This window comes from Nocardiopsis ganjiahuensis DSM 45031 (genome assembly GCF_000341085.1).
Taxonomy (GTDB): Bacteria; Actinomycetota; Actinomycetes; order Streptosporangiales; family Streptosporangiaceae; genus Nocardiopsis; species Nocardiopsis ganjiahuensis.
The window spans coordinates 80928-102720 of sequence record NZ_ANBA01000003.1; the positions used below are offsets into that span (position 1 = coordinate 80928).

Below are 21793 nucleotides of genomic sequence, written 5' to 3' on the forward strand. Positions count from 1 at the left end.
CGGGCCTCGGTGTCCGGATCGGGCCATGCTCCGGGACTGCTCGCGGAGGATCTCCGTGCGGCGGGGCAGCGAAGGGTGGGTGGAGAACCATCCGCCGCCGTCCTTGCCGTTCAGCGGGATGACGGCCAGCGCCGAGACGTTGGCCGCCCGCAGGTCCTGCCGAGGAGTCCGTTCCCGGTGCTCCCGGAGCCGTTGTCCCTAGACCCCGGGTTCCTGGAACCCGAAGGCCCTGCGGGCGTTGCCCGCGACGGTCTCGGCCAGCTCGTCCTCGCCCATGCCCTTGGTCTCGGCCAGCACGCGCAGCGTGAGCGGGATCAGGTAGGGGGCGTTGGGGCGGCCCCGGTAGGGCTTGGGGGTGAGGAAGGGAGCGTCGGTCTCCACCAGCACCAGCTCCGGCGGGGCCACCTTGGCGGCCTCGCGGAGGGGTTCGGCGCTGGCGAAGGTGACGTTGCCCGCGAAGCTCATGAAGTAGCCGTGCTCGGCGCACACCCTGGCCATGTCGGCGTCGCCGGAGAAGCAGTGGAAGACCACGCGCTCCGGTGCGCCCTCCTCCTCGAGGATCCGCAGGACGTCCTCGTGCGCCTCGCGGTCGTGGATCATGAGCGCCTTGCCGTGGCGCTTGGCGATGGCGATGTGGCGGCGGAAGGACTCCTCCTGCGCGCGGGCGCCCTCGGGCCCGGTCCGGAAGGTGTCCATGCCGGTCTCGCCCACCGCCACCACCTGGGGCAGCGCGGCCAGCGCGTCGATCTCGGCGAGCTCGGCCTCCAGGGCCTCGATCCCGCCCGCCGGACGGGCCTTCTCCGTCCAGTCGGTGTCGTCGGCCTCCACACCCTCGGCGCCGTCGCCGTGCACCACGCGCGGGGCCTCGTTAGGGTGCAGGGCCACCGCGGCCCACACCTTGCCGGGGTGGGCGGCCGCGACCTCCGCCGCCCAGCGCGAGGAGGGCAGGTCGACCCCCACCTGCACGAGCGGGGTCACGCCCACGGCCTCCGCGGCCGCGATGATCTCCTCGACCCCGGGCGTCTGCATGTCCATGTGGGTGTGGCTGTCGGCCACCGGAATCCGCAGGGGCTCGGGGGCCGCCGGCGGTGTCTGCGCGTTGCGCTCCTTGACCGCTCTCCCGCTGCGTTTACCCACGTCCGCGCCCACCCTTCTCGATCGATCGTCGGCTCGATACTAGGTGCCCGCACCGCATGACCGGCACGTGCGGACCCGGACGCTTGACAGGGCAATGACTCAATGACTTAATACATTAACTGATTGGCCGTCGACCGACTCCGAACAGAACGGACGCCACGTGCGGACACTGACGTCGTACCTCCTCGATCCCCTGGGTCACAGCTTGTCCCTGCCGGCCGAGCTCCTGTACGCCCAGAACATCGGCGCGGGACTCCCGCTCGGCGTCGCCGTGTGCGCGATGCTGGCCATGGCGCTCCCCGCCCTGCGCATCCGCACCGGAGCCTCCGGACCCGCCCTGCTCCGTGTGGGCCCCCTGCTCGGCCTGACCGCGGCCGTGGTGGCCACGATCGCCGCGGAGATGTACGTGCGCGACTTCAGGATCTGGCACTTCGCCTTCCTGATGACGGCCATCGTCGCCGTGGGGGTCTGGCTCCTGGCGCGTTCACGGCGCGCGGTCTCCGCCCGGGGCGAGAGGGCCTCCCGCACGACACCGCTCGACGAGGGCGTCACCGCCCGAAGCTGGTTCGCCGCCTCCCTCCTCGGCTTCGTCGCCGTGATCGGCGGCGGCATCCTCGTCCTGTTCGCCCTGGGCGCCCCCAACGTCCTCCTCCTGCCCTCGTTCCTGGTCGCCGCGGTGCTCGCGGCGGTCGTGGCGGGTGACCTGACGGCCAACCTGCTGCTCCGGTTCCGGGCCCGTACCTACCGGGCCGAACTGCGCCCGCGCGGGGTGTCCACGGTGCTGCCCGCACGCCGTGCCGTCGGCGTCCTCGTGCTCTGCGCAGCGGTGACCTACGCCGGCTTCGCGATCGCCGTGGGCGAGTACCGCATGACCGTGATCGCCGCGTGCGCCCCCTACCGCGACCTCGCGCTCTCCGACTGGGCCGACACCGTAGGACTGGGCATGATCGGCGTCGCCGCGCTCGCGACCACGGCTCTGGGCGCGGTCGGCGTGCTGGTCGCCGCCACCCGGCCCGCCATCGCCTCCCTGGAGCCCGCACGGGACCTGGCTCTGCGCCACCTCTCCACCGCACGGACGGTGTGCGCGGTCGTGGGCGCCCAGCTCGTGCTCGCGGGCGACCTGGTTCCGGCGACCGTCTACGCGATCCGGCCCACCGATCCCAGGGAGTGCTCGACGATGCACAGCAGCCCCTACGCCCAGCCGGGCTGGTTCCCCGACGGTGGCCACCCGGGTGCGCTGCTGCTCCTCGGCGGCCTGGCCGTGTCCCTCGGCGGATGCCTGGTGTGGGCGTTCGCGACCTGGCGGTCCACGGTCCGCGCGCTCACCCCCTTCGCCGAGGCACCCGCCCAGAGCTCCGACACGGTGGACCGCGCCGACCAGGACGTCCGATGATCATCGAAGTCGACTCGCGGGACCCGCTCCCGCCCTACGAGCAGATCCGCAGGCAGATCCTCGCCCTGGTCGTGTCCGGCGAGCTGGCCCCAGGAGCCCGGCTGCCGACCATCCGACAACTCTCCGGGGACCTCAACGTGGCCCCCAACACCGTGGCGCGGGCGTTCCGGGAGCTGGAGTCCGTCGGCGTGCTCTCCAGCCGCAGGCGCCACGGAACCTCGGTCACCGACGACGCCCGTGAGCACGCGCGCGCGACGCTCTCCGGCACCGCTCCCCCGCCCGCCGCGGACCCGGCGCCCCCGACGCGGCCGCCGGACCTGGAGGAGCCCGCGCGCGCGTTCGCCGCGCACGCGCGCGGCCTGGGACACGGCCTGGACGAGGCCCTCGAAGCCGTCCGCCGGAACTGGTGACAGCGCTGTGGGCCCCGGCGACGGCCGGGGCCCACAGCGGCGTCGAAGGGACGATCCCTACTCGGTGGGGCCCTCCAGGCGCGCCAGCTCCTCGTCCACCACGGACGGGTCGAGCTTGGTGAACAGCGGGGTCGGACGGCTCAGCGGGGTGCCCGGGACGATCGGGACCGATCCCCAGCGGGCGTCGTTGTCGGCGTAGTCACCGGTGATGACCGGGTAGTCCACCTTCTCCTCGGAGCCGCCGATGGTGTCGTGGCCGGACTCGATGCGGGGCATCCCGGTCCAGGTCCCGGTGCCGCCGAGCATCGCGTACACCTTGTTGGCCGACTCCGGCAGGAACGGCGTCAGCAGGGTGTTGGCGTCGCTGACCAGCTGGAGGGACACGTGCAGGACGGTCGCCATCCGCTCCGGGTCGGTCTTCTTGAGCGCCCACGGAGCCTGGTCGGAGATGTACTTGTTGGCCTCGGCGACGGTGCGCATGGCCTCCTGGAGCGCGGCCTTGAACTGCGACCTCTCCAGTCGGGCGCCGACCGTGGCGAAGGCCTCCCTGGAGGCCTCCAGGACCTTGTGGTCCTCGTCGGTCAGGTCGCCGGCGGCGGGGATCTCGCCGAGGTTCTTGGCCGCCATGGAGATGGAGCGGTTGACCAGGTTGCCCCAGGCCGCCACCAGCTCGTCGTTGTTGCGCCGCACGAACTCGGCCCAGGTGAAGTCGGTGTCCTGGTTCTCCGGACCCGCGGCCATGATGTAGTACCGCAGCGCGTCCGCGGAGTAGCGCTCCAGGAAGTCCCGCACGTAGATCACCACGCGGCGCGAGGAGGAGAACTTCTGGCCCTCCATGGTGAGGAACTCGCTGGAGACGACCTCGGTGGGCACGTTCAGCTCGCCCAGCGGACCGGTCTCGCCGCCCCGGTCGCCCCTGCCGTTGGCCCCGAGCAGGATCGAGGGCCAGATGACCGAGTGGAAGACGATGTTGTCCTTGCCCATGAAGTAGAAGGACTCGGTCTCGTCACCCTGCCACCAGCGGCGCCAGGCCTCGGGCTCGCCGACGCGCTGGGCCCACTCGATGGACGCGGACAGGTAGCCGATCACCGCGTCGAACCACACGTAGACGCGCTTGGCGTCGTTGTCGCTCCACCCCTCCAGCGGGATGGGCACGCCCCAGTTGAGGTCGCGGGTGACCGCGCGCGGCTGGAGGTCCTCCACCAGGTTGAGGGAGAACTTGAGGACGTTCGGCCTCCACTCCCCCTCCTTGCCCTTGAGCCACTCGGTGAGGACCTCGGCGAAGGCGGGCAGGTCGAGCATGAAGTGCTCGGTGTCCACGAACTCCGGGGTCTCGCCGTTGATCCGGGAGCGGGGCGAGATGAGGTCGATCGGGTCGAGCTGGTTGCCGCAGTTGTCGCACTGGTCGCCGCGCGCGCCGTCGAAACCGCAGATCGGGCAGATGCCCTCGATGTAGCGGTCGGGCAGCGTACGGCCGGTGGACGGGGACCGCGCGCCCTGGGTGGTGCGCGTGAAGACGTAGCCGTTGTCGTAGAGCGTGGTGAACAGCTGCTGGACGACGGAGTAGTGGTTGCCGGTGGTGGTGCGGGTGAACAGGTCGTAGGACAGGCCGAGCGCGACCAGGTCCTCGGCGATGATCCGGTTGTAGCGGTCGGCCAGCTCCCGGGCGGTCACGCCCTCCTGGTCGGCCAGCACCTGGATCGGGGTGCCGTGTTCGTCGGTGCCGCTGACCATCAGCACGTTGTTCCCCGACATTCGCTGGAAGCGCGAGAAGACGTCCGAGGGGACTCCGAACCCGGAGACGTGGCCGATGTGGCGCGGGCCGTTGGTGTAGGGCCAAGCGACCGCGGTCAGGATGTGGCGATTCGACGACATGACTCAAGACTAAAGGTGGCCAGGGGTGTCCGAGCACCGGAGCGCCCCGCGCGGCGGGCCGGGCCGGGGTCCGTCCGCCGGGTCGTCCACAGGGCCGACCACACGATTCCCCCCGATGGGTGGGTACCCGTATGCTCTGCTGAACGAGGCCGTGTGTCACCGGGGCACCGGCCGGAGTCAGTACGACCCTCCTACCCGGCCCTGAGGCGGTGGTTACCACGGTTATCCGTGCCCTACCCCGTCCTGCCCTGCGGACCGGCTCGCTGATCGCCAGCGTGGTCCTGCTGGTCGTCCTGTCCTTCCCCGTGGCCTCGAGCCTGTCCGGGGAGAGGGACACCGTGGCGCTGCCCTCGAACGGCGGCGTCAGCCTCCCCGAGGACGCCGCCTCGAACAGTTCCGACGACGGCCGCGGCCCCGCCTCCCACGAGGCGGCGGAGGAAGCGCACCCGTACCTCGGCTCCCAGACGGTGGCCCTCGGGCCACCCGGCTCCACCTGCGACCAGCGATCGGTGCTGCGGGACCTGCCCGACGCCGTACCCACGTGCGCACTGCGCCTGGCGGTGTGGGACCAACCCTGGTGGCCGCTGCCCCTCCCGCACCACGACCCCGTTCCCGAACAGGTCGACGCGGAAGGGCTGCCGCCCACCCGGGCACCACCTCTCACCGCGCCCACCATCGTCTGACCATCCCGGTCGGCCGCCTCACCGTGCCCTCGACGGCAGCGGGATCGGCCCCACGCACCCCCCTGCCCGGACCGGCCGGGCATGCGACCGGTACCCACCATCCGCAGTGAGAGGTTCACCCCTTGTCCAGTCAAACGGGAGCAGGAGCGCGCTGGACACGCGCGCTCATCTCCCTTCTCGTCATTCTCGTCGCGTTCGGCGCGGCGTGGTTCATTCCACCGCGGCTGGGGCTCGACCTCAGCGGCGGCACCCAGATCGTCCTGGAGACCCAGGACGGCACCGACGGCACCGAGGCCAACTCGGAGAACACCGACAAGGTCGTCGAGGTGCTGCGCCAGCGCATCGACCGCCTCGGCGTGGCCGAGGCCACCATGTCGCGTTCCGGTGAGAACCGGATCATCGTCGAGCTCCCGGGCGTGCAGGACCCGGCGGAGGCCGCGGAGATCGTCGGCCAGACCGCCCAGCTGTCCTTCCACCCCGTGCTCGGTGTGGGCGAACAGGGCGGTCAGGGCGTCCAGGCCCCCGGCGGCGGCGACTTCGCCAACCCGCCCGCGGACGAGGCCCGTGCCCCCGCCGACAGCGACGGCGAGGAAGGCGCCCCCGCGGAGGGCGGCGAACAGCCGGAGATGACGCAGGAGGAGATGGAAGAGCTCCTCGGCGGCATGCAGGGCGGCGGCCAGGGCATGCCCCAGGCGCCCGCCGGCCCCTCGGCGGAGAACCCCGAGGACGTCGCGATGACGTTGCCCGACGAAGAGGGCAACATGCTTCAGCTGGGTGAGACCTACATCCAGGGCGACCGCGTCTCCAGCGCCGACGCCGCGCTCGACAGCGTCAACCGCGCCCAGTGGGTCGTCAACGTCAGCTTCCGCGGCGAGGGCCGTGAGCAGTGGCGTGAACTGACCGGTCAGGCCGCCTGTTACCAGGAGGGCGACCCGCGCCGCCGCGTGGCGATCGTGCTGGACGACCAGATCATCTCCGCGCCGCAGGTGACCGCGGAGACCGGCTGTGAGGCCGGCATGTCCGGTGGCCAGACCACCATCAGCGGCCAGGACTTCACCAGCGAGAGCGCCAACGAGCTGGCCGTGCTGATCGAGGGCGGCTCGCTGCCGCTGCCGGTCACCGAGGTCCAGCGCCAGACGGTCGGCCCGACCCTCGGTGCCGCCGCCATCGAGGCCAGCGCCATCGCCGCGCTCCTGGGTATCGCCTTCACCGCCCTGTACATCACGGTGGTCTACCGGCTCGTCGGTTTCCTGGCCTCGATCGCACTGGCCTTCTACACGCTGATCGCCTACGGAGCGCTGGTCGCCCTGGGGGCCACACTCACCCTGCCGGGTCTGGCGGGTTTCGTGTTGGCGATCGGTATGGCCATCGACGCCAACGTGCTGATCTTCGAACGTGCGCGTGAGGAGTACCAGCGTCAGCAGAAGACGTACGAGGCGAACAAGTCCGCCGGGATGAAGGACGCCACCGACGCCGAGGTCGCCAAGGCCGAGACCGGTGCGCTGGCGCGCCGTCGCCGCCGCGCGATCGCCCCGAGCCTGGAGAAGGCGTTCGTCCAGGGCACGCAGAAGGCCTGGAGCGCGGTCCTCGACACCAACGTCACCACGTTCCTCGCCGCCGGTCTGCTGTTCTTCTTCGCCTCCGGCACCGTGCAGGGCTTCGGCGTCACGCTGAGCATCGGCACCATCGCCTCGATGATCTCCGCGCTGATCATCGCGCGGGTGTTCGTCGAGTGGGCCGTGCGCCGCGCGGTCATCAAGAAGCACCCCGCGATCACGGGCCTCAGCAAGATCGGCCCGGTCCGTACCTGGCTGGTCGAGAAGAACCCGCAGGTCATGGACTACCGCAGGGTCGGCCTCGTCGTCGCCGCGCTGGTGGTGCTGACCGCCGTCGCCGCCCCGTTCGTCCGGGACACCAACCTGGGTGTGGAGTTCACCGGCGGCCGGGTCCTGGAGTACGAGATCACCGGGGACGAGAACATCTCGGTGGACGAGGCGCGCACCGTCATCTCCGGCCTGGACTTCCCGGGTTCGGACACCGCGGTGGTGCAGGAGTCCGGTGACGGCGACATCTCCGTGCGCACCGGCGACATCTCCGACCCCGAGGCCGCCGACATCGCGGAGGCCCTGTCCGAGGAGACGGGCGGCGTGGAACTGGTCAGCGACGAGCTGATCGGTCCGAGCATGGGCGACGAGCTGCGCAACCGGGCGCTGATCGCCCTCGGCGCGGCCCTGGCCCTGCAGATGGTCTACCTGGCCTGGCGGTTCCGCTGGTCCTTCGGTGTCTCCACCATGCTGTCGCTGGCCTTCAACATGGTCCTGGTCATCGGCCTGTTCATCTGGTTGGGCAAGCCCATCGACGGTGTCTTCCTCGCCGCGATCCTGAGCGTCATCGGCTTCACCGTCAACGACACGGTGGTGGTCTTCGACAGGGTCCGGGACGAGTGGGCGAGGGACGACAAGTCCTCGTTCAAGGAGATCGCCAACCGTGCGGTGCTCAACACCCTGCCGCGTACGGTCAACACGACCGTCGGCGCGTGGATCATCCTGGGCTTCCTCACCTTCCTCGGTGGATCCTCGCTCCAGGACTTCTCCATCGCGATGCTGGTCGGTCTGACCACGGGTGTGTTCTCCACCGTCTTCGTCGCCGTGCCGCTCGCCATCTGGCTGCAGAAGTGGGACAGGACGCCCGCTCCGCACGTGCTCAAGGAGCGCAAGGCCAAGCAGAAGGTGGCCGCCAAGGCCGCCCGCGACGCCGACGACGGAGCCGTCGTGTGACGACCGGTCCCCGTCAGGGCTGAGCAGAAGGGGAGGGCCCCGGTCCGCGCACCACGCGCGGGCCGGGGCCCTCCCCTTGTTCCGGAGCCCCTGCGGCTCAGCCGCTCGGTGTGGGGGCGGGGACGCCCTCCGAGGCCTGTACGAGCACGAAGCCCCGCCCCTCCAAGGAGAGCTGGAAGGCCTCGCCGCTGCCGCGCCCGATGAGGGCGCCCGCCTTGGCCGTCCTGCGGACGCCGGTCCGGAGCGCGCTCGACCAGGCGACGGCGGCGTCGGTGTCGACGAAGGTGGGCTGGTCGATGTCGAGCAGCACGGGGGTCCCGTGGCAGGCGACAGCGATACGGCCCTGTCCCGTGAAGACCGTGTTGAAGAGCCCGCCGGTGGTCATGCCCGCGCCCTTGACCCGGCGGATGTCCCACTCCAGGCCCGGTTCGAAGGCCAGCACGTTCTCCCCGTTGATCGTGATGGAGTCCCCCTCCAGGTCGATCAGGTGGACGTCCCAGGCGTCCCGGGCCAGGAACACGTCCCCCTGGCCGGAGACCCGCATCAGGGGCAGGCCCTCACCCGTGAAGGCCTTCTTGAAGAGCTTCCCGACACTGCCCGCGCCCTGGTAGGCGAAGTCGATGTTTCCCTGGTAGGCGACCATCGACCCCTGTCGGGCGAAGAACTCGCCGTTCAGCCCGACCCTGAGCATCTTGTGGTTCTGCAGGTGCATACCGGGCCGCTGGGTCTCCTGGGCCTGTTGGAAGAGTTCACTGCGCACGGGGTCCTCGTCGTTCTCTCGGGGGTACTACCGGGTTCTCTCGGGGTACTACCGGGTTCGACGCTCCACGCCCGAAAAGGTTCCGGCCGGGAGCGGCCTCACTCGGCCTCGACCTCGACCACGCCGTGCACGAGGTCGTACACGCGGCGCTTGGGCACGCCCGTCTCCTTCGCGACCCGGGTGATCGCCTCCTTGCGGCGCGTCCCCTCGTCCTCCAGCTCCGCGACGGCGGCCACCAGGTCGGCGTCACTGGTGCGCTCCGCCTTGGGCCGGGCGCCCTCCACCACCACCGAGATCTCTCCGCGCACCCCCTCCGCGGCCCACTCGGCCAACTCGGCCAGGCCGCCCCGGCGCACCTCCTCGTAGGTCTTGGTGAGCTCGCGGCACACCGCCGCGCGGCGGTCGGCGCCGAAGGCCCCGGCCATCGCCTCCAGGGTGGCGGCGATCCGGTGCGGGCTCTCGAAGAAGACCATCGTGCGGCGCTCGCCGGAGAGTTCGGCCAGATACCCCTTCAGGCCCTTGCGCGGCGGGAAGCCCTCGAAGCAGAATCGGTCGGTGGGCAACCCGGACACCACCAGGGCGGTGGTCACCGCGGACGGGCCGGGGATCGCGGTGACCGGGATCCCCTCGTCCGCACAGGCCGCGGCCAGCCGGTATCCGGGGTCGGACACCCCGGGCATCCCGGCGTCGGTGACGACCAGGACCTCCTCCCCGCGGCGCAGGTCCTCGAGGAGCTCCTCGCCCCGGCGAGTCTCGTTCTGGTCGTAGTAGGAGACGATCCGGGCACCGGACTCCCCGCCCAACCGGATCCCCGTCCGGGAGGCGAACTGCCTCAGCCTCCGGGTGTCCTCCGCGGCGATGACACGCGCGCCCTCCAGCGCGTGCAGCAACCGGGGCGGCGCGTCCTCCTGGTTCCCGATGGGCAACCCGGCCAGAACGAGCCTCCCGACCCGCCTCGTCCCGTCCACAACCTCAACCACTGTGATCCCCGTCCTGTCGCGCTACGGTTGGCACTATCGCGCCACCCGAAACCCGGTTTCGCGGCCCGTCCGCAACGGACCCCATCTCTGACCCCAACCTACGAGCCGAGATGACCACCACCGCACTTCACAGCGAGGCAGCGCCCTCGAGCCCCCCGGCCTCGGCCCAGCCGCCGACACTCCGTTCCCGCTTCGCGCCCGGCCTTCCCAGCCCCTGGTGGCTGGGCTGGTTGGGGGCCGTCGTCGTCGCGCTGTTCGCCGGTGCCCTGAGGTTCTTCAACCTCGACCAGCCCGAACGCATCTACTTCGACGAGACCTACTACGCCACGGACGCCTACGCGCTGTGGGAGTTCGGGTACGAGCACGACTCGCTGGACGAGTCCGACCAGCTGCTGTCCCAGGGCGATCCGAACATCTGGACCGGCACGGGCGATTTCATCGTGCACCCGCCGGTCGGCAAGTGGATGATCGCGCTCGGCGACTGGCTGTACTCGATCATGCCCTTCGGCTCGGCCGTGACCCCCGAGGGCTGGCGCGTGGCCTCCGCCCTGGCCGGGATGATCTCCGTTCTCATCCTGGTACGGCTCGCCACCCGCATGACCCGGTCGGTGCTGCTCGGCTGCACGGCCGGCCTCGTCCTGGCGCTGGACGGCCTGCACTTCACGCTCAGCCGTATCGCCATGGTGGACATCTTCCTCACCCTGTGGATCCTGGCCGGGTTCACCTGTCTGGTGATCGACCGGGACAAGACCAGGGAACGGCTGGCCCGGCTCGGGGAGGCCGGGACCGAGCTCGCCGGCGTGGGCTGGCTCGGGATGCGCTGGTGGCGGCTGGCAGCGGGACTGTGCTTCGGCCTGGCGATCGGCACCAAGTGGTCGGCCCTGTTCTTCGTGGCCGCCTTCGGTCTGCTCACCGTGGCCTGGGACTACGGGGCCCGGCGCAGTGTCGGCCAGCAGCGTCCCCTCGGCCGCTGGCTCGGCTTCGACGCCGTCCCGGCGTTCTTCCAGACTGTGGTGGTGGCGGCGATCGTCTACCTGGTCTCCTGGTCGGGCTGGCTCTTCACGCGCGGCGGCTACAACCGGGACTACGCGGACGGCCTGGCACCCGACTGGCTGCCGAGCTTCGTGAGCGCGCCCTTCGAGGCCCTGGTGAGCCTGTACAACTACCACTCCCGGATGATGAACTTCCACTCCGGCCTGACCAGCGACCACTCCTACATCTCGGCTCCGTGGGAATGGCTGGTCATGCGCACCCCGGTGATGTTCCACTACGACGGCCAGGCCGCCGGGTGCGACACCGGGAACTGCGTGACCTCGGTGGTGTCCATCGGAACACCGGTCATCTGGTGGATCAGCATCCTGGCCACGGTCGTGATGTTCGGCTGGTGGATCACCTTCCGGGACTGGCGCGCCGGCGCGGTCCTGCTCGCGGTGGCGGCGGGCTGGCTGCCCTGGTTCGCCTACCCGGAACGCCCCATGTTCCTGTTCTACGCGCTGCCGTTCCTGCCCTTCCTGGTGCTGGCCATCGTGCTGATGCTGGGCCTGGTGATGGGCGCGGGCGAGGACAGTCCCCGTTTCGCCCCCTATCTGCGGGCGCTGGGCGGGGTGGTCTTCGGTGTCGTGGTCCTGCTGATCATCGCCCACTTCGCCTACCTCTACCCGGTGCTGGCGGCCTATCCGGTCCCGGAGGAGACCTGGCGGGACCGGCTCTGGTTCGACGTGTGGGTCTACGGTCGGGACGCTTCCTGAGCAAGGGCTTGTTCGGTGGACGCGCCCTTGCCCGGGAACGGGGGAATACCGTTCCCCGGAACACATCTCCATTAGTGGCAGAAGGGCTGGAAAGCAACAGTTTCGAGTAGCCGAAACAGGACACTCGGAGAGTGTGGATTCCTGCCGGAAAAGCCTCGGCAGGGCACCACTCCCCCTGGTAACGTCTGCAACTGGTTGCTGTTGTTGTTTCCATGGATGCCCGAGGCGCCTCGCGGAACTTCACGTGGGCGCTTGTCGATTCGGGATTACCCTTCGTCGGTCCGGCGCCCGGCGACCCGGGACCAGCAGGGTGCGGTCCCGCCGTAGTCCCCAAGGGAGAGCACATGGCTCAGGGCACCGTGAAGTGGTTCAACTCTGAGAAGGGTTTCGGGTTCATCGCCGTCGAGGGTGGTCAGCCCGACGTGTTCGTGCACTACTCGGCGATCGCGGGTACCGGCTTCCGGAACCTGGAAGAGGACCAGAAGGTCGAGTTCGACATCATCCAGGGCCCGAAGGGCCCGCAGGCGGCGGACGTTCGCGCGGTCTGACCGTCATACGTGCGTTTCCCCAGCCCTCCACTCACCGAGTGGGGGGCTGGTTCGCTTTCCGCACCGGTTCGACGGCGGTCCGGCCACGGAGCCGGACACGGTTACCCAACCCCGGCGATACCGGTTAACCTGCTTGAAGCCGTTCGGTACACCAAGAGCGAGGATGAAACATGAGCTGGGGAGAAGTTGGCATCCTGCTGCTGGCGGCGCTACTGATCTTCGGTCCTGATCAGCTCCCCCATGCCGCTCGGCAGGTCGGCCGAGTGCTGCGGCAGCTCCGCACCATGGCCAACTCCGCCTCCAACGACATCAAGGAGGGGCTCGGCCCGGAGTACAAGGACTTCGACGTCCAGGACCTCCACCCCAAGCGCTTCATCCAGAAGCACTTCTGGGAGGAGGAGGAAGAGGAGAAGAAGCCCGTCTCCCGCCTGAACGGCAAGCGCCCGCCCTTCGATGACGAGGCCACCTGACCCCTGTTCCGCCGGCCCGCTCCCCCGTCCGCGCTCCGGCGGTCAGCCGACGAGCATCAGGAAGAACGCGGCCAGGGTGAGCAGGACGACCGCCCCGATGATGATCGCGGGCGACCCCACCGCCAGGATCAGCGCCTCCACCGCCACCGCACCGCCCAGTGCCGCCGTGATCCAGGGCCACCGGGGCCGCGGGGCCCAGTCGTGGCGGCGTTCGCGCGCCGCCGCGATCAGGAACGCCAGCCCGATCGCCACCCAGAACACCAGGTGGGCGGCGATCCGGGCACCCGGATCGACGTAGTCGGCCATGCCTCCGACAACCATGACGTAGAAGACCGTCCCCGTGGCCAGGTGCCAGAACCCCCTGCTCCGCTCCACCGGGATGGCCTTGCTCCTGGCCCTGGTCGTGCGCCGGAAGCGTTCGGCGGCCACAGGGTGTGCGTCATCGGGCGCCGGAGCGGTCCGGGACGGCTGCTCCACCGGTTCGGGAGCGGGCCCGGGCGCCGGCGGCGGGACCGGCGGGCGGGTGTACCCGCCCTCCGGCTCGGGTTCCTCCGGATACTGGTATCCGCCTGGGTACTGGGGGGAGTCGGACACGGATGCTGCCGCCCCTTCACGGTCGGTCCGGACCTGACTGTCCTCTTGTCGTACCGGGCTCCTACCCGGCGGACTCATCGGTCAAATCCCCGACGCCCGGGAGCGTGGTCCGAAACCCCTTGGAAAAGGCTCCTCCACGTCTCCGCGGCCGTGCCGTGTCCGGACTCGTGAAGGGGGCCCGCCGACGAAGTCGAACGGGCCCCCTCGGTCGCCTGCGTTCTCGTAAGAACGGTCAGCGCGCGCTGGCTACCACCAGCTCCAGCCGTTGCCGTTGCGAGTGGCCTTCGCGTGCGTGGTCATGGCATCCACCTTTCTTTTGATGTCTCCGGCCCATCCCGAACCCAAGATGTCCTATCTCGACAGGCACCACAAGACCCATGCTCGAATATTCGTCATTCCATGGCCGACCTTCGACCAAAGGTTGCAGCTGTGGCATACGGAAGTCCGCAGAAGTCACTGTTGTCGCAGTTCAGGCAAGTTCCCGTGGCCCACGCCGAACACACCCTCCCCGGTGACCTGCAAAAACAAGACCGAAGACAAGCAAAATCCAAGAAGCCCGGCATAACAGAGGGTGATGGTACCGCTATTGCGGTTCGAGCACAGGGGAATCCCTCAGGGACTCGCCGGGAGGGTCGGCCCGGAAGCGTGTCTCGACGTGACAGCGAGCGTTCGTATAGGGACATGACGGGAGAAACCATCACAGAACTACGCTTCTCCGGTGTATCACCAGAAGAAGGACAGTCACTCTGTGTACCTCGAAGGAAACCCGGACCCTCGGGGAAGTACGTCCCATCCGCCTCAGGAATCCCAGTTTCGGACAAGCACTAAAGGAAGTATTCTCTGCCGCTTTTCGGGTGAGCGCTTCGCCCGCCCTGCGGGGCAGAGGAGCCGAGAGGGCTCCGGGGAGACCCGGGACACGGCGGAATCAGCCGAGCGCCGGGCCGCCAGCGGCGAGCAGGGCGACAGCGGACGAGACCAGGGCCGCGCCCGGCACGGCTCACTCCCGTGCTGTTTCGGGAAACGCCCCCGTGGCGCCGAACAGGAGACCGGCGCTGCGTCGGGTGATGGTCAGCAGGTCGGCGTCTCCGAGCAGGGCCCTGACCCCGGAACTGTCCAGGTTCCCGGTGAGCGCCAGGGTGGCGATGCCGTGCACGATCGCCCATCCGGCCACCACACCGCCGGCGGCGTCCTGCACCGGGCGGCCCTCCTCGGCCATGGACTCCACCCCGGAGGTCAGCTCGCCGAAGGCGGCGGCCCGGGCCGCGGAGAGTTCGGAGTCGTCCTCGTCGAGCAGGGAGGGCGCGAACATCACCTGGAAGTGCGCCGGATGCTCGGCGGCGAATCGCACGTACTCGACCCCGGACTCCAGGAATCCCCCGCCCGCCTCCCGGTTGGCCCGCAGCCGGTTCGCCAGCTCGGTGTAGCCCTCGGTCGCCAACGCGTTGAGCACGCCCTCCCGGCTTCCGAAGTGGTGCCTCGGGGCGGTGTGGCTCACCCCGAGGTCGGCCGCGAGCGAGCGCAGGCTGAAGGCGTAGGGGCCTTCCCGTTCGATGACCTCCGCGGCCCGCGCCAGAACGGCGGCCCGCAGGTTCCCGTGGTGGTATCCGTCTGCCATGCCTCGAACTATACGGCGGAAAGTTTTCGCCGTGCCGAACTGGCCGGAGGCAGCCGAAAGCTCGGTTCCACGGGCGCTTCGAAGCGTTCGCCGGTACTCTTGGCCCTACACCGGTCCACCCCGCTCCAGGGGATAGACGCTTCGCCGGTGACACTCGAGGCTCCGGTCCGGACGACCGCCCGAAGCAGGGAACAGCAGCACCCCGTCCGACAGGACCAGAGCAGGCAGAAGGGCCCGATCCGCTGGATCGGGCCCTTCTGCTTCACCGCTTCCGAAGGCCGCCCCGGACTCGGGGCCGCCGACCGAGGACGGCCTCCCGGCACCGCTCCGGGAGCGGGCAACAAAAAGGGGACGACCGGGGATCCCTCACAAGGAATCCCCCGGTCGTCCCCCAGGGAAGTGTTTCCCCTCTTGGCCGGCGGCCACGAAAGACTGCCTGACCTGCGGTGGAGCTATGGGGATTTGAACCCCAGACCCCCTCGATGCGAACACAGTACGCAGAAAAAGAAGAATCCTGCGGTTGGCCATATGGCCTGGTGAAAGGGGGTGGAACGCGTCTACTAACGGAGGCTAGGGGGTAGAAAACGGCGGATGTCGCCCCCCAAAATCCCCCCAAGAATGCCGGGAGTCTTGTAAGTTTCGTACGAAACGTGCAAGACTCTCGGCATGTCCACCGACTCACGTGTCATGAGCAGCGGAGACGCCCGGACCAAGTTCCGGGAACTGCTGTCCGACGTAGATCACGGCGCCCACATCGAGATCCGCCGGTACGGAGCACCTACCGCTGTAGTAGTGCCGCCCGACTGGTACGAGCGCGCCCTCGCGGCGCTGAAACAGACCGAGACGTAGACGGGGGCGGCGACCCTACCGCCGCCCCCCGGAACATGAAGCGGCCCCGCCGCGGCGACCCTACCGCCGGACGGGGCCTGGTAGCAGAACCATCTGTCGAACGGAACCTGCTGTGACAACCGTACCGCGCCCCACCGGCGCACCCACTCCGAACCCCGAAACCGACCAGCTTCGCGCCGAGGTCAACGAGATGCGCGAGATCCTCACCGCGATCGCCGACGCCCTCGACATCCCCGCGGGCGACGACTACCGGGCCGCCCTCCAGCTGACCCGCGACCGCGCCATCCTGGTCAAGCACGCCGCCCGTGACGCCGCCACCCTGCCCCTGGTGCCCGGTGAGTCGCAGTGGCTGCGTGACGCGGTCGCCGAGCACGCCCCGAACCCCACGGTGGTGCCCGGTGAGTAACCCCAGCACCCCCACGAAGAAGCTCTCCGACGGGCAGATCACCGGCCTCGGCCTGGCCGTGATCGGCATGCTCGCCGTCGGCGTCTACGGTCTGGTCATCTCCTACTGGACCGTCCGCGAGCTCGCCGAGCGCCTCCACATGCCGCTGCCCGCGCTCTACCCCATCGGCATCGAGGGCGGCATGGTCGCCGTCCTCGCGATCGATATCGTGCTGACGTGGATCGGCCGGCCGATCGGGTGGCTCCGCCAGGTCGCCCGCATCCTCGCTGGAACCGCGATCGGCATCAACGCCTACGCGGGGATGGAGCACGGCCCGGCGGCGATCATCATGCACGCCCTGGCCCCCGCCATCCTGATCGTCGGGGTGGAGGCGCTCCGTCACCACCTGCTCGTGCTCCTGGAGGTGCCGGAGGAACGCGAGCCGATCCCGCGGGGCCGGTGGCTGCTCGCCCCGCTGTCCACGGTGGCGATGTGGCGGCGGATGATCCTGTGGCAGCAGCCCAAGTACGGCGAGGCCCTGGACACGCACCTGGACCGCCACGAGGCGCTCGCCGAGTTGAAGCGCGCGTTCGGGTGGCGGTGGAAGAAGCGGATCCCCGCGGGCCTCGCCTACCGGCTGTCCGTCGGGGTTCGGCTGGAGCAGTCCACGAGGGAGGTGCGGGAGCTGCTGGCCGAGCACTACGCGCGCATGGAGCGGATGGACGCGCGCACAGTGCAGCTCATGGATGAGCACACCCCGACCGTGTACGCGCACGACGTCACCGAGTGGCACGAGCCCGTGCGCGTACCGCTCGCCCCCGGCGTCCACGCCATCGTCGGCGGGGACCGGGTGGACGGCTACCTGTCCCCCGGTGGCCGCCCTCTCCTGCCCATCGAGTGCGCGGCGCGCGCACAGGAGCACGCCCGTGCGCTCGCCGAGGGGCAGGCAGCCGTAGCGAAGCTGAAGGACTGGCAGGCGCGTGAGCGTGTGGCCGGTGTGCGCACCCGTATGCACACCGAAGCGGTTGCCGTGGCTGCCGGGGGTGCCCCGCGCGCACTGCCGTACTCCTCGCGCACACAACCCAACCAGCGCACCCACCCCTCGGCGCGCACACAGGAGATCGCCGCGCACACGGCACCTGAGCCCGCACGCACACAGCCCGCCGTCGAGCGCCCGGCCGTGGTCACCGAGCGGCTGCCCGGGGCGGCCGTGGCGAAGAAGAAGCAGGGCGCGCGCACGCGGGAACGCATCGTCGCGCACATGGAGCAGCACCCCACGCACACCGCCGAGGAGATCGCCGCGCACGTGGGGGTGACTGCTTCGACCGTGCGCAGGCACCAGACCGCCATGCGCGCACAGGAGCGCTCCGGCGCGTAGCCCGTGCCCTCTACCGGCTGTCGCCTGGCCGGGGTAGAGTGGCCCCGGGATGCTTTCAGGTAAAGCACGGCAAGGCCCCCTGGTCAGTGACCGGGGGGCCTTCGTCGTCTGCGCTACCGGCGGGTCGCAGTGGACAGCAGCGCCGCCCACTCCGCAGAGCCGAACGTGAGGTGTCCCAGCTCGCGGTTCTGGGTGTCGCGCACGGCGGCGCCGGCGGGCAGGTCGGCGACCTCCACACAGTCTTGTGTGCGGGCACCGCTGTAGCTGGACTTGCGGAACTGGAGTTCGTGGGATGTTTCAGGCATGGTCGGTTCCTAGGTCATCAGGCTGCGAATGTGGTCGCGGGTCTCCTCGACGGACAGGGCAGCAGCCTGCAAATGATCGTATACGTGCTGGTAATGCGTGATCTCAGAAGGCTTCTCCAGGTAGAGCTCCTGGGCCATGACCTCCAGGTACACCACCGATGGGTCCGGCGGCTCGAAATCAAGGATGACCATCTGCCCAGTCTCCCCATGCAGTCCTCTGCTCAACGGGAGAACCTGCACTCCGATGTTCGGGGTGTGGCTCATGTCGATCAGGTACTCCAGCTGGCCGTGTAGCTCCCGAGGGATGCGCAGCAAGGCGGACTCGTCGATGATCGCCCACAGGGTGGCGGCCGGAGAGGAGTGGAAGACCGCGCCCTTCCGGAACATGCGGGCCTGGACACGGAGGTCGAGGTCCTCCTCGTCGGAGATGCCTGACGCCTGGAGCATCGCGCGGGCGTACTCCTCGGTCTGGAGCAGGCCGGGGATGACCATGGACTGGTAGGAGCGGATACGGCTGGCTTCGGACTCCAGGCCGACGAACTGGCCGGACCCGAGCGCATCACCGAACGAAGCCCACCACCCGCGCCGGTTCCCTTCCTTCGCCAGGGTGAGGTAGGACCCCCACTCGTCTTCGGGTACCTCGTAGATCGCCAGGAGGATCTTGAGGTCGTCGAAGGCCAGCCTCTTCCAGTCTGCTTTCTCCAACCGGATGAGCTTGCTGAGGGACCACCCGCGCGCTTTCCCGGAGCGCTGCCTTGCCTCGGTGGCGACGTCATCCGCGGTCAGGCCCGCGTCCTCTCTGAGCGCCCGGAGCTGACGCGACAACCGCTTGCGTCGCAAGGTCGGGCTACCGCTCACTTCGTCACTCCGTGTGGTCGTCGGGGGTGGTTGAGCTGATCCTACGGTCCCTCCACCAGACTCAGACATTTCACGCATCCTCCGTATCGAGATGGCATGGCAGGTGAGATTCTGGCATCCATTCAAAGATGGCATTGCATTTTTTGGTGACACGGGGGCACTATGGACTCACCTGAAAGCCCGCCGGACCTCCCATCCGGCACCCTGATCAAGGAGTCGCCATGGTGCGATACCTGAATCTGTCTGAGCTGGCCTACGTGCGCCACCGCGCGTCCGAGCTGATGCGCCGCCGGCGCCGTGCCCCCCGGGTGAGGCGGTTCGCCCTGGACATTCCCCCGGCCCATGTGCTCGGCCGGGCCCTCGACGGGCTCTGTGGTCTGGGGGTGGCGTAGATGTCCCTGGACCTGGCCACCACCGACCTGATCACCAGCCTGCGAGACGCCCTCACCCTGCCCCCCGCGGCGACGACCGAGGGCATGATGCTCCGCGCGGGGATGCACACCCGCCGCACGGTTCTGGCCGCCGAGGTCCTGGACCGGCTCCTGGACGCCGACGCCGAGACCGCCCAGGCCTACCTCGACGCCCAGCTCGACGCCCAGCCGATCCAGTACACGGTGCTCGACGACGTGTGGCGGGAGGCGCTGCTGTGACCCGCGTATGCGACATCCGCGAACTGGGATCCCTGGCCGCCCTCCAGTCCTGGGCGCGCGCCCACCAGACCACGGTGGACTACGTCGGCCCCGACGCGGAGGGGCGCCCGGTGTACGTCGCCCAGCACGGCACCGCTGAGCGGGTTGCCCGCGCTGCTGGCCGTGACCCGCACTCCCACCCGTTGGTGTGGCGGTCCCCGCTGGAGAGGACCGTATGACCCCCGTGATGAAGGAGACGACGATGATGACGATGACGAGCACGCTGACCCGCCCGAACACCAGCTCGGCCCCCCGGCCGGTGCCGCCGCCCTGCCAGTTCCCGTCCCCGGTACCGGACCGGCCCGTTCCCCACCCGACCGCCGCCACGTGCGGGGCCTGCAAGGGAGACGGAGGAGCCTGGGTCACCAATGACGGGGCCACCCCCGGGAAGAACATCGGCCGGTGGGTGCCCTGCGGTTCGTGCAAGGGATCGGGGTCCGTCTGATGGGGCACTACCAGACCATGGACCACACCCCTCTCGCGCGGGCCCTCGCCGCCCAGCTGGCCGCACCCGAGCACATCCGCCGCCTGTTCGCCCAGGTGCCCCGCCACCGGTTCCTCCCGGACGTCATGTGGGGGCCGGGCCGCGAGCAGTACGACCGCACCGCCGACCCCGAGGGGTGGCTGGCCGTCGCCTACACGGACCAGGCGCTCACCACCCAGCGCGACGACGGCGCCGAGGGTGGGATGGGTGTGCCGTCCTCATCCTCGTCGGCCCCGTCGGTGATGGCGAGGATGCTGACCGCGGCCCGCATCGAACCCGCCCACCGGGTGTTGGAGGTGGGCACGGGCACCGGGTTCAACGCGGCGCTCCTGTGCCAGCTGCTCGGCTCCGGCCAGGTGGTCACGGTCGAGGTCGACGAGGGCATCGCGGCCGGTGCCCGGTCCTCGCTGTACGCCCACGGGGTCCACCCCACCGTGCTCACCGGCGACGCCGAAACCTACGCGTCCGGCGGGCAGGCCAGCTACGACAGGATCATCTCCACCTGCACGGTGTCCCGCCTGCCGTCCGTGTGGGTCCGGCAGATGCGCCCCCGGGGCCGGATCGTCACCCCGTGGGCGCCGGCCCCGGGCGCTCCGGGCGGGGTCCTCGCGGTCCTGGACACCACCGACTCCACGGCGGAGGGCCGGTTCGAGGGCGGGCTCAGCTTCATGTGGGCGCGCGGCCAACGGGAGCGCGGCGGGACCCCACCCCCACACCAGGGGGTTCCCGCTGAGAGGACTGAGCAGGTCCTGGCCGACCCGCGCGGCCCCTGGCTGGACGGCGACCAGGCGCTCCTGCTCAGCCTGCTGATGCCCGGCTGGTCCTACGGGATGGGCCAGGAACCCGACGCCACCGAACCCTACGTGTGGCTGACCTCGACCACCGACACCCCCGGGTGGGCGCGGCTGCACGCCAACGGGCGCATCGAGCAGGGCGGCACCCGGCGTCTGGTCGACGACGCGAACCGGGCCTGGGCGCTCTGGGAGAGCTGGGACCGGCCGGAGATCTCCGACTTCGGGTTGACCGTAGACCTGACCCGCGGGGTCCAGACCGTGTGGGTCCACGGGCCCCAGCACACGATCTGGTCCACCCGCAGATAGAGCCCCCGTGCGGCTGCTGGGCCCCTCCGGCGGTCGCACGGGCCAGACGGCCGCCCTTCCCGTGGGGGGAATATCCGGGGCGGCCAGCCGGGGCCACCAGATGAGGGTCTGCGTGGCCCCGGCCTCAACACGAAGCCCCGCCTCACAGTGAGGCGGGGCTTCGTCGTGTCACGGCACCCAGCCCTGCCAGTGCCACACATCCGGTGGGCCACCCGGGGCGGCGGTGTACAGCACCCGCGCCCACGGGATCTCCTCCGGGGCTTTCGCCGAGGAGTCGGGGACCATGTCCAGACCCGGTTCCTCGTCGTCGAACACCGCCGTCCACGGCACCGGCTGCCGGGTGCCATCCATCGGGCCGCCCACCAGCAGCACGTCCACCATCTCGTCCTCGTCCATGCGGGGAGGATCCCACCACCACCCCAACAGCGGGGCCCGTGGCCAGATGCGGACACACGACGAAAGCGCCCCGCACACCACGAAGGTGTGCGGGGCGCGGCGCGTCCAGGGCTTTCCCTCCCCGAACGCGTGAACGAATCATACCGTCTGAGGTGCGACTACGTTCGGTCGCCCTCCAGAGTGCGCTGCACCCACGCGGCCAGCGCGGTACCGGCAGCGGTCGCGGCGCCGAGCCCGTAGGCGGGCCACTCGATGAGCTCGCCCGGGGTGACGGTGTCCACGGTGAACGCGGCCACGGCGACAACCACGACGGCGAGTGCACCCTGGAGCAGAGTCCGAGCACCTCGAGAGCGGGCATC

24 protein-coding genes are annotated in these 21793 nt (G+C 69.9%); 14 read left to right on the forward strand and 10 right to left on the reverse strand.

Annotation, left to right across the window (positions count from 1 at the left end; translation table 11 throughout):
* Positions 1-198 precede the first annotated feature (198 nt).
* A complete protein-coding gene (locus tag D458_RS0104065) occupies positions 199-1137 on the reverse strand; it encodes a TatD family hydrolase (RefSeq protein WP_026118984.1) in 939 nt (312 codons plus the stop codon).
* 160 nt (positions 1138-1297) lie between these two features.
* Here D458_RS0104065 and D458_RS0104070 point away from each other — a divergent pair, with 160 nt between their 5' ends.
* On the forward strand, positions 1298-2530 hold the full coding sequence (locus D458_RS0104070; RefSeq protein ID WP_017585450.1) for a hypothetical protein: 1233 nt from the start codon (positions 1298-1300) through the stop codon (positions 2528-2530).
* Positions 2527-2940, forward strand: a complete 414-nt coding sequence (locus D458_RS0104075; protein ID WP_017585451.1) for a GntR family transcriptional regulator — start codon at positions 2527-2529, stop codon at positions 2938-2940. Before D458_RS0104070 ends, D458_RS0104075 begins: the two co-directional genes overlap by 4 nt.
* 57 nt (positions 2941-2997) lie before the next feature.
* Here the strand turns inward: D458_RS0104075 and metG are convergent, their stop codons facing one another.
* Entirely contained in the window at positions 2998-4815 is a 1818-nt protein-coding gene (gene metG / locus D458_RS0104080) for a methionine--tRNA ligase (RefSeq protein ID WP_017585452.1), read from the reverse strand.
* Positions 4816-5024: 209 nt separating this feature from the next.
* Here metG and D458_RS0104085 point away from each other — a divergent pair, with 209 nt between their 5' ends.
* Together D458_RS0104085 and secD are read left to right on the forward strand one after the other, a co-directional pair.
* Entirely contained in the window at positions 5025-5498 is a 474-nt protein-coding gene (locus D458_RS0104085; RefSeq protein ID WP_051049580.1) for a hypothetical protein, read from the forward strand.
* Positions 5499-5620: 122 nt separating this feature from the next.
* Complete coding sequence (secD, locus tag D458_RS0104090) at positions 5621-8275, forward strand: protein translocase subunit SecD (RefSeq protein ID WP_017585454.1); 2655 nt, start codon at positions 5621-5623, stop codon at positions 8273-8275.
* Positions 8276-8372: 97 nt separating this feature from the next.
* On the opposite strand, the gene D458_RS0104095 is transcribed toward secD, so the two are convergent.
* On the reverse strand, positions 8373-9035 hold the full coding sequence (locus D458_RS0104095) for an AIM24 family protein (RefSeq protein ID WP_017585455.1): 663 nt from the start codon (positions 9033-9035) through the stop codon (positions 8373-8375).
* Between the two features lie 98 nt (positions 9036-9133).
* A complete protein-coding gene (rsmI, locus tag D458_RS0104100; protein WP_040702145.1) occupies positions 9134-10015 on the reverse strand; it encodes a 16S rRNA (cytidine(1402)-2'-O)-methyltransferase in 882 nt (293 codons plus the stop codon).
* A gap of 110 nt (positions 10016-10125) precedes the next feature.
* Between rsmI and D458_RS0104105 the strand changes: the two genes are divergently transcribed.
* The 3 genes from D458_RS0104105 (at position 10126) to D458_RS0104115 (ending at position 12781) form a co-directional block, all read left to right on the forward strand.
* Positions 10126-11763 carry a dolichyl-phosphate-mannose--protein mannosyltransferase gene (locus D458_RS0104105; protein WP_017585457.1) on the forward strand — a complete coding sequence of 546 codons (1638 nt, stop codon included), beginning with the start codon at positions 10126-10128 and terminating at the stop codon, positions 11761-11763.
* A gap of 344 nt (positions 11764-12107) precedes the next feature.
* Positions 12108-12311, forward strand: a complete 204-nt coding sequence (locus D458_RS0104110) for a cold-shock protein (RefSeq protein ID WP_017543917.1) — start codon at positions 12108-12110, stop codon at positions 12309-12311.
* Positions 12312-12481: 170 nt separating this feature from the next.
* Positions 12482-12781, forward strand: coding sequence for a sec-independent translocase (locus tag D458_RS0104115; RefSeq protein ID WP_026118985.1), 300 nt, complete (start codon positions 12482-12484; stop codon positions 12779-12781).
* Between the two features lie 42 nt (positions 12782-12823).
* Here the strand turns inward: D458_RS0104115 and D458_RS0104120 are convergent, their stop codons facing one another.
* Complete coding sequence (locus tag D458_RS0104120; protein WP_169556853.1) at positions 12824-13375, reverse strand: hypothetical protein; 552 nt, start codon at positions 13373-13375, stop codon at positions 12824-12826.
* Positions 13376-14372: 997 nt separating this feature from the next.
* Complete coding sequence (locus D458_RS0104125) at positions 14373-14990, reverse strand: TetR-like C-terminal domain-containing protein (protein WP_017585460.1); 618 nt, start codon at positions 14988-14990, stop codon at positions 14373-14375.
* Between the two features lie 666 nt (positions 14991-15656).
* On the opposite strand from D458_RS0104125, the gene D458_RS0104130 reads away from it, so the two are divergent.
* The 3 genes from D458_RS0104130 (at position 15657) to D458_RS0104140 (ending at position 17602) form a co-directional block, all read left to right on the forward strand.
* Positions 15657-15839: a type II toxin-antitoxin system prevent-host-death family antitoxin gene (locus D458_RS0104130; RefSeq protein ID WP_017585461.1), complete on the forward strand. Its 183-nt coding sequence runs from the start codon at positions 15657-15659 to the stop codon at positions 15837-15839.
* 112 nt (positions 15840-15951) lie between these two features.
* Positions 15952-16245 carry a hypothetical protein gene (locus D458_RS0104135; protein ID WP_017585462.1) on the forward strand — a complete coding sequence of 98 codons (294 nt, stop codon included), beginning with the start codon at positions 15952-15954 and terminating at the stop codon, positions 16243-16245.
* On the forward strand, positions 16238-17602 hold the full coding sequence (locus tag D458_RS0104140; RefSeq protein WP_026118986.1) for a DUF2637 domain-containing protein: 1365 nt from the start codon (positions 16238-16240) through the stop codon (positions 17600-17602). The genes D458_RS0104135 and D458_RS0104140 overlap by 8 nt, the downstream gene beginning before the upstream one ends.
* A gap of 113 nt (positions 17603-17715) precedes the next feature.
* Here the strand turns inward: D458_RS0104140 and D458_RS0104145 are convergent, their stop codons facing one another.
* Both D458_RS0104145 and D458_RS0104150 read right to left on the reverse strand, forming a co-directional pair.
* The gene (locus D458_RS0104145; RefSeq protein ID WP_017585463.1) at positions 17716-17907 is read right to left on the reverse strand and encodes a DUF397 domain-containing protein; all 192 of its coding nucleotides are present in this window, start codon (positions 17905-17907) and stop codon (positions 17716-17718) included.
* A gap of 9 nt (positions 17908-17916) precedes the next feature.
* Positions 17917-18765: a helix-turn-helix domain-containing protein gene (locus tag D458_RS0104150; RefSeq protein WP_017585464.1), complete on the reverse strand. Its 849-nt coding sequence runs from the start codon at positions 18763-18765 to the stop codon at positions 17917-17919.
* Between the two features lie 221 nt (positions 18766-18986).
* Between D458_RS0104150 and D458_RS36675 the strand changes: the two genes are divergently transcribed.
* The 4 genes from D458_RS36675 to D458_RS0104170 all read left to right on the forward strand — a co-directional run bounded on the left by D458_RS36675 (position 18987) and on the right by D458_RS0104170 (position 21038).
* On the forward strand, positions 18987-19157 hold the full coding sequence (locus D458_RS36675) for a hypothetical protein (RefSeq protein ID WP_017585465.1): 171 nt from the start codon (positions 18987-18989) through the stop codon (positions 19155-19157).
* Positions 19158-19415 carry a hypothetical protein gene (locus D458_RS0104160; RefSeq protein ID WP_017585466.1) on the forward strand — a complete coding sequence of 86 codons (258 nt, stop codon included), beginning with the start codon at positions 19158-19160 and terminating at the stop codon, positions 19413-19415.
* Positions 19412-19633: a hypothetical protein gene (locus tag D458_RS0104165; protein ID WP_017585467.1), complete on the forward strand. Its 222-nt coding sequence runs from the start codon at positions 19412-19414 to the stop codon at positions 19631-19633. The genes D458_RS0104160 and D458_RS0104165 overlap by 4 nt, the downstream gene beginning before the upstream one ends.
* A gap of 223 nt (positions 19634-19856) precedes the next feature.
* On the forward strand, positions 19857-21038 hold the full coding sequence (locus D458_RS0104170; RefSeq protein ID WP_017585468.1) for a methyltransferase domain-containing protein: 1182 nt from the start codon (positions 19857-19859) through the stop codon (positions 21036-21038).
* A gap of 168 nt (positions 21039-21206) precedes the next feature.
* On the opposite strand, the gene D458_RS0104175 is transcribed toward D458_RS0104170, so the two are convergent.
* Positions 21207-21434, reverse strand: coding sequence for a hypothetical protein (locus D458_RS0104175; RefSeq protein WP_017585469.1), 228 nt, complete (start codon positions 21432-21434; stop codon positions 21207-21209).
* 158 nt (positions 21435-21592) lie between these two features.
* Entirely contained in the window at positions 21593-21742 is a 150-nt protein-coding gene (locus tag D458_RS37345; protein WP_017585470.1) for a hypothetical protein, read from the reverse strand.
* Positions 21743-21793 lie beyond the last annotated feature (51 nt).

What these genes read in the sequence shown, in the direction of transcription:
- D458_RS0104075 (WP_017585451.1), top strand. Translation starts at nt 2,527, where the DNA reads ATGATCATCGAAGTCGACTCGCGGGACCCGCTCCCGCCCTACGAGCAG.
- metG (WP_017585452.1), bottom strand. Translation starts at nt 4,815, where the DNA reads ATGTCGTCGAATCGCCACATCCTGACCGCGGTCGCTTGGCCCTACACC.
- D458_RS0104105 (WP_017585457.1), top strand. Translation starts at nt 10,126, where the DNA reads ATGACCACCACCGCACTTCACAGCGAGGCAGCGCCCTCGAGCCCCCCG.
- D458_RS0104110 (WP_017543917.1), top strand. Translation starts at nt 12,108, where the DNA reads ATGGCTCAGGGCACCGTGAAGTGGTTCAACTCTGAGAAGGGTTTCGGG.
- D458_RS0104115 (WP_026118985.1), top strand. Translation starts at nt 12,482, where the DNA reads ATGAGCTGGGGAGAAGTTGGCATCCTGCTGCTGGCGGCGCTACTGATC.
- D458_RS0104125 (WP_017585460.1), bottom strand. Translation starts at nt 14,990, where the DNA reads ATGGCAGACGGATACCACCACGGGAACCTGCGGGCCGCCGTTCTGGCG.
- D458_RS0104130 (WP_017585461.1), top strand. Translation starts at nt 15,657, where the DNA reads ATGTCCACCGACTCACGTGTCATGAGCAGCGGAGACGCCCGGACCAAG.
- D458_RS0104145 (WP_017585463.1), bottom strand. Translation starts at nt 17,907, where the DNA reads ATGCCTGAAACATCCCACGAACTCCAGTTCCGCAAGTCCAGCTACAGC.
- D458_RS36675 (WP_017585465.1), top strand. Translation starts at nt 18,987, where the DNA reads ATGGTGCGATACCTGAATCTGTCTGAGCTGGCCTACGTGCGCCACCGC.
- D458_RS0104160 (WP_017585466.1), top strand. Translation starts at nt 19,158, where the DNA reads ATGTCCCTGGACCTGGCCACCACCGACCTGATCACCAGCCTGCGAGAC.
- D458_RS0104175 (WP_017585469.1), bottom strand. Translation starts at nt 21,434, where the DNA reads ATGGACGAGGACGAGATGGTGGACGTGCTGCTGGTGGGCGGCCCGATG.